The organism is Candidatus Dormiibacterota bacterium (assembly GCA_035532835.1).
Taxonomy (GTDB): domain Bacteria; phylum Vulcanimicrobiota; class Vulcanimicrobiia; order Vulcanimicrobiales; family Vulcanimicrobiaceae; genus DAHUXY01.
This window is the reverse complement of sequence record DATKQG010000046.1, coordinates 1-4940: the sequence shown is the minus strand read 5'-3', so window position 1 is coordinate 4940 and position 4940 is coordinate 1. Positions and strand designations below refer to the sequence as shown.

6 protein-coding genes are annotated in these 4940 nt (G+C 62.9%); 1 reads left to right on the top strand and 5 read right to left on the bottom strand.

What is annotated here, in order from left to right; all coding sequences use genetic code 11:
* Window positions 1-270: 270 nt before the first annotated feature.
* Window positions 271-2526, top strand: a complete 2256-nt coding sequence (locus VMW12_06185; protein ID HUZ49318.1) for a prepilin-type N-terminal cleavage/methylation domain-containing protein — start codon at window positions 271-273, stop codon at window positions 2524-2526.
* A gap of 22 nt (window positions 2527-2548) precedes the next feature.
* Here VMW12_06185 and VMW12_06180 read toward each other — a convergent pair whose 3' ends face one another.
* The 5 genes from VMW12_06180 to rpmB all read right to left on the bottom strand — a co-directional run bounded on the left by VMW12_06180 (window position 2549) and on the right by rpmB (window position 4707).
* A complete protein-coding gene (locus VMW12_06180) occupies window positions 2549-2758 on the bottom strand; it encodes a type II toxin-antitoxin system HicB family antitoxin (GenBank protein ID HUZ49317.1) in 210 nt (69 codons plus the stop codon).
* Complete coding sequence (locus tag VMW12_06175; GenBank protein HUZ49316.1) at window positions 2755-2976, bottom strand: type II toxin-antitoxin system HicA family toxin; 222 nt, start codon at window positions 2974-2976, stop codon at window positions 2755-2757. Before VMW12_06175 ends, VMW12_06180 begins: the two co-directional genes overlap by 4 nt.
* 3 nt (window positions 2977-2979) lie before the next feature.
* The gene (locus VMW12_06170) at window positions 2980-3966 is read right to left on the bottom strand and encodes a hypothetical protein (protein HUZ49315.1); all 987 of its coding nucleotides are present in this window, start codon (window positions 3964-3966) and stop codon (window positions 2980-2982) included.
* A 53-nt stretch (window positions 3967-4019) separates the two neighbouring features.
* On the bottom strand, window positions 4020-4289 hold the full coding sequence (locus VMW12_06165; GenBank protein HUZ49314.1) for a hypothetical protein: 270 nt from the start codon (window positions 4287-4289) through the stop codon (window positions 4020-4022).
* Between the two features lie 226 nt (window positions 4290-4515).
* Window positions 4516-4707, bottom strand: coding sequence for a 50S ribosomal protein L28 (rpmB, locus tag VMW12_06160; GenBank protein HUZ49313.1), 192 nt, complete (start codon window positions 4705-4707; stop codon window positions 4516-4518).
* Window positions 4708-4940: the final 233 nt, after the last annotated feature.

Genomic DNA, 4940 nt, shown 5'->3' with positions numbered 1-4940 from the left:
GCTCGTCGTCGCTGCTCCCATGCGGAAGATGCTCACGATCGTCTACGCGGTCCTCAAGAGCCGACGGCCCTATGTTGAGGGCACCGCCGCTTGACACCAAACCACGGTATCTGCGCGTCTCCTACTCCTGCGTTTTTGTGCAACTTTCAAAGGAAGTCGGCATCCTGCCGATTGCACAAAAATCACAGGTTCCCCACAGAGGGAACTACTGCAGCGTTCCGTCACCGCACGGACGTCTGATGCGGCGTCTAGTGGGGCACTCGCTCGTACGTGCACTCGGGAGAGCGCGGATTTACGCTGATCGAAATGCTGGTTGCGGTCGGCATCATCATGCTGCTGGCGGTAGCCGGAGGCGTCTGGACGCTCGCGATGCGCCCGGGTGCGCTGCGCTCGTCGGTTGACGGATACGATGCTTCGATCGCAGCTGCACTCGCGCTTGCGTCGACGAGCGGCAACGGTGCGACGCTGGTCTTTCTTCCGCGAACCGATGGACGAGGCGGTGCGTTGCCGGGATTCACGTTGGATGTTTACAGCGGACGTCCGAATGCCGATGGAGCCGTCCATCCAAGCGGGACGATGCGCGTCGCCGGCGATGCGAGCGTGAGCGAGAAAACGTTGGGAAAGCCGCCGTTCGCACTCTTTTTGAGTTCGACAGGGCGCCCGACCGGAGTTGCAGCGTATCCGGCGATCGATGCAAGCGGTCACCCGAGCTTCACGACGATTGCCGTGCAGCCGCCGTGCCCTGCGGGCGGGCTGCTGCTCGCGTTCGCGGTACCCGCGGGCGCGCGCGACACGCGCAGCCTGCCGTGCGGCACGAGCGCTGCCGCGAGCGCCGCGCCGAATGCGTCACCGACGCCCAGCGCGCCGCTGCTCACGCCGGCCGCGCTGATCTTCGATTGGCCGAGTGCGCCGAAGCAAATCCTCAACGCGACCGAATGGGGCTACACGCATTGGTTCGCTTCTGCCACCGGGTTCGGATGTTCGGGAGGGGGCGCGGCCGGCTACGCAAACGTTCCGCTGCCGTATCAGGTACCGCACGATGCGAGCGAAACGAGCCTCGCACCGCCGCCGCCTGGCGGTACGCCGTATTCGTATCCGAGCTCCGCGCAGAGTATGAACGACGCGCCCGCGCCGTTTCCGATCGCCCCGTCGAACGCGGGCGGTTGCAGCCTCGATATCGTCGACGCATACGCGCAACACGCGGTGGCGAGCGTTCACGTGCGGGGCGCGTTAACGGCATCGCCGGCGACGCTTGCATGGCCGGCGCCGACCGGCCACGGCGAACGTTTAGTGTCGTTGCAGAAGTCCGACGACAATGAGGCGTTGCGGCCGAACGTACTCTCCGACACGTGCGCCGGCATCGCGCGCACGCGCTGGGTATCGCAGAGTGCTCCGAGCGCGTGGAGCGATACCGCGATCGTGCAACTCGGCGTCGACCCGGTGGTTGCGGCGAGCGGCTATAACGCCGGCGGCGCCTGCGCGATCGTCATCGCAAGCCAATACGCGGGCGAGCCGCCGGTAACGATCGCGATCGGCATCGCCAAACCTCCCCAACCGATGCAAAGCTGGCCCCAGCAAATCACCATGGGCGCAAATGGAGCGCCCCTGGCGTACGTTCGCGATACGGGTTTCGATCTTGCGGAGATCCTCAATCGAGCGCTAGGAGGCGGCGTTGCAAACGCCGGAACCGCGAATTGTTACGCGTTCGCCTATAAATTCGGTTCGACGATACCGGATCTTCCTGAACCAGCCGCCGCGGCGGCGCTCGGTATTAGCGTTGATGCGAGCGGATGCTACCTTTCAGGCGGAGTCCCGACAGCAAGCGCAAGAATCGCGCTATGGGAGCCGAGCGGACAACCAAAGACTTTCAGTATGCCCATCAACTGCAACTCCTACGTTTCGCCTGGTGCGTGGTATCCAACTAGCCCGCCGCGCAATATTTGGGAGACGGCGTTGCCGCTAACCGCTGGAAGCACGCCGACGGGCAACGTCGGCTGCAGCATCGGCATTACCGATGGTGTAACGTCACCGGCGATCGACCACGGACTTACCCACGTCGTGGTTCAGCAGTCGTGCCCGAATAGCGGCAATTCATGGCTCGGGGTAAACGGGTACTGCTATGACCTGTATTTCTGGAAGACGAATTGTCAATCGACGGATATCTTCGGATTCATTACGCATTGGTGCGAACCGCCGTTTGTTGATGATACGGGCCAATGGGTAGCGCACTTTGCGTACGTTCCTCACGGCACAACCCTGGGCTTCGAATATACGGATATGACGACGTGCACGGAATCTTTCGTCGGTAGCTATACGGGGATATACGCGCAATGGTACTTCTATGGCGGGTTGCCGAACCCGATAGACGTGCCGGGGCCCTACAATATCACGCAGGGCAATCTTGCTGGATTAGGCGTGCCAAACGAAAGCGTCGCCTCGGCAGTCCCGCTTATCGGGCCGACACCGACGCCTGCAGAAAAACGCATCTGCAAACTGAATGGCGGTGGTGGGCCACCGAATCACTAACGCGAGAACGCGATGCACCGGCTCACGCGACGCTCGCATATATGGCGATCGTCGTGGGCGCTGGGACCGATTCCCCACGCTCGCGAAGCAAGGATACATGAGCTACGATCGCCGCTTCGATCCGCTGTTGAACAAGCTCCGCTGTTTTGGCGGTTGCGACGCAGCCGGGAAGGTCGGGAACGTAGGCTCCGTAGTTGTGGGGCCCCTTCTCAATGACGACGGCGTATTTCACTTGCGAACCCTCAAGTCGGCTTTCGCCCATCCGGCCTGTCTCGCGATACTATCGAGCAGGCCGCCAAAAATGTCGTCGTTGTTGTTCCCGTTCACCGTAACTATTCCCGGTTTCGTGGCATGCCGGAACTGACGATGGCTCGTCCCCGGTTGCCGTTCGAGCAACCAGCCATCTTCGCGAAGCCATCGAAGGATTACCCGAACTTTGATCGCCAGCATGGACTACGGCCAGACCGGCACGTTGGGATCGGTGAACGAGCGCGGGTCGATCGGAAACTCGCCGACTCCCAATCCCGTCGCATATACATACTGCCCAGCGAACCATTCAGAACGCGGATCGGTGGCGTAAGCGTTTACCCCGGCTGTGAAGGACGGGTTAACCATATCCGAGCACGCGGACCCGCCGCTAACCTCGTCGCTGCCACTCGTGACCGTGCCGTTAGCATTGCCCGGCCAAGGCGCCGAGGCGCTTCCCGCAGTCTGTGAATATGCATTGATGGCCCGCACGTTTTCCAGCAGCCATTCGTCATTCGTTCCGGCCGCCAGCCCGTTGGTGGCGCGTTCGCTTTGCCATGCTTGGAAGCACGGTAGCTCGGTCGTGGCGTTCAGCGTGGCGATCCGGTAGTCGCCGTTGGTTTCCCATGCGGGCGGGGTTACAGTCGGCACCGGGGGCAGCGTCGGGGCTTTGAGCGCCTGCGGGCCGCCGGTGAGGGTGATGTTGTCATGTACCGTCGCTTGCACCGTGCCGGTGGAGGCGGCCGAATCGGTACCGATCACGAGCAGATAGTGCCCGTTGGGCGCATTACCGAGGGTGAACGTACCGTTTGCGGCCGTGGTCGCCTGGGGCGAGGGGAGAGGCGTTGGGCAGCCATCGCTCTCCGGTGTGATCGAGGTTGGTGGAGGGGTTGCGCCGCACGGAGCCCACGGCTCCAGCTTGACCGGGACGCCGGCGAGCGGCGCGCCCGTGCCGTCATCAACGACGGTGCCCGTCGCCGTCGTCACCGAAGAGGTCTGCGCGGGCGTACAGTTGGGGGCCGTGCCGGTGTAGCCGGCAGGGCAAGCCGTCGGGCCCGAGGCCGGCGTGTTGGTCGCAAGCGGGATGGGGTTGCCGCCTCCACCGCCCCCGCCGCCACAGGCAGTTAAGGCGACTCCCGCGACTAAGAGCGAGGCGAAGAGGGTCTTCGTGGTCCCCATGCGGAGCAAGTTCATTGCCAACGGAAAGTGCAACCAGGAGCCTGGTCGCTCCTGTACGCGATCGCGTGTCAGCGATGGAAGAAGATCGCCAGAATGATGGTGACCCAGCTTCCGAACATGATGCCCATCATCCAGAGGAACTTCTGGTCGACGTCCGATCGCAGGCCGTCGATTTTGCGGTCGAGCCCGTCGAGGCGGTTCTCCACCTGAATAAAACGAACGTCGACTTGAGCGAAGCGCGCATCCAAATTGGAGCGCAGGTCGCCCAGGCGCTGGTCGAGTTGCTCGAAGGCTCCTTCGAGCCGGGAGACGCGCGGCCCCAACGGTTGTGCCGTCATCGCCATGATTCTACCACGCTTTCATCAGAGAGCCGAGCCGGGTAACGAATCGCCGGGCTCCTACCGTTCTCTTCCCGCGTCGGCGCCTTACCGCCAAGACGAACGGGGGATCAGCGCGTGCTGGCGACACGCCCAGCTGCCAAACAACCGGGCGGCTTCTGCGCAATACAAAAAACGGCGACCCGCGTGGCGGGCCGCCGTTCGAAAGGCTATGTGAGCCTAAGCTCTAGACCGCGCGCGTGACCCGCTTGGAGCGCAGGCACGAGGTGCAGACCTTGGCGGTACTGTGGGTGCCGCGAACGACGACCCGCACCGACTGCAGATTCGGCAGCCAGCGACGGCGGGTCTTATTCATCGCGTGGCTGACGTTGTTGCCGGTCTTCGGCCCTTTACCACACACGTCACAGCGCTTCGCCATCGAACAATCCTCACAGAAACAACAATAGAGTTGGGGACAACCCGACGATACTACCACGGCGGCCCTCGGCCCGCAAGCGACTCCTGTCGATATGTAGGCCCCAAATAGAAATGTCCGGTTTTCCCCCAAGTAGAGATGTCCGGGTTGGCCGTCGGAGTTCCCCTGATGGAGCTTCTGACGATGAGCCGACCCGAAATCGCCCGACTGGACGCTTGTCAGCGCCTCGAGGCGGG

What these genes read in the sequence shown, in the direction of transcription:
- VMW12_06175 (HUZ49316.1), bottom strand. Translation starts at nt 2,976, where the DNA reads ATGCTGGCGATCAAAGTTCGGGTAATCCTTCGATGGCTTCGCGAAGAT.
- VMW12_06170 (HUZ49315.1), bottom strand. Translation starts at nt 3,966, where the DNA reads ATGAACTTGCTCCGCATGGGGACCACGAAGACCCTCTTCGCCTCGCTC.
- VMW12_06165 (HUZ49314.1), bottom strand. Translation starts at nt 4,289, where the DNA reads ATGACGGCACAACCGTTGGGGCCGCGCGTCTCCCGGCTCGAAGGAGCC.
- rpmB (HUZ49313.1), bottom strand. Translation starts at nt 4,707, where the DNA reads ATGGCGAAGCGCTGTGACGTGTGTGGTAAAGGGCCGAAGACCGGCAAC.